The sequence below is a fragment of the Mesorhizobium sp. P5_C1 genome, from assembly GCF_054049815.1.
This window is the reverse complement of record NZ_JBFULQ010001256.1, coordinates 1-738: the sequence shown is the minus strand read 5'-3', so window position 1 is coordinate 738 and position 738 is coordinate 1. Positions and strand designations below refer to the sequence as shown.

Annotated in this window: 2 pseudogenes; both read left to right on the top strand. The window is 59.0% G+C overall.

The annotated features are described in order from the left end of the window. Positions 1-307: pseudogene (locus ACXJ7R_RS35225) on the top strand (hypothetical protein); the annotation flags it as partial. Beyond that, positions 304-738, top strand: a pseudogene (locus tag ACXJ7R_RS35220) (glycosyl hydrolase); the annotation flags it as partial. The pseudogenes ACXJ7R_RS35225 and ACXJ7R_RS35220, both read left to right, overlap by 4 nt.

Here is a 738-nt window from a genome sequence, read left to right as displayed (position 1 = left end):
CATTAAAACGGATCGCGGCACAGCGCGACAAATGAAAAGCCCGCCATCTCGTGGCAGTGGGCCAATTCCGCCAGTTGCCGGATTTAGCGTCAAACCTGAAACCGGGGAACGGTCCAACGATGGTCAACAACGGTTCGGGATGGCGGAGCTTGCGAAGCATCTCCCGGCCTTGGGCGTGCCCCTCGCCGTCGTCGAGTTCATCGCCGAGAATGGCGGCGGCRCCGGGGTACGCCTACGGAAAACCCGCCAGGTGTTGCCGAGGGAATGCGATGCGCCATGGCGAGAAGGGTGGAGTTCCAGGCAATGACGATCATCCCTTCCAAAATGCTTCGCTTCCTCGTCGGCGCATGGGTGGCGCTGGCTGTTGTGTCCATATCACCTCGCCATTCATTTGCTGCGCCCAAAACCGCGGTTGCGACGAACGACTTTCTCAATAGTATCGGCGTCGTTACCACATTCCCCGATCGCGGCCAGCCGTTGGCTAGGACCATCGAGATGGTCCGCTATTGCGGCTTTCGATGGGTAAGGGCGGGAATAGAAGGTCTGAGCGACAAGGGTCCCACAACCATCCAAACCTTTCTGGATCTACATCGCGAAACCGGCGTGCGTGTGAGTTGGGGATTGGTCAGTGGCGGGACTGATGTGAAGAAGTTGGTCGAAACAGGGAAGGTGCTTGCTGAAGCTGGCGCGCTACTCGCGTTCGAGGGTGACAACGAGCCGAACAACTGGGGTGTCACC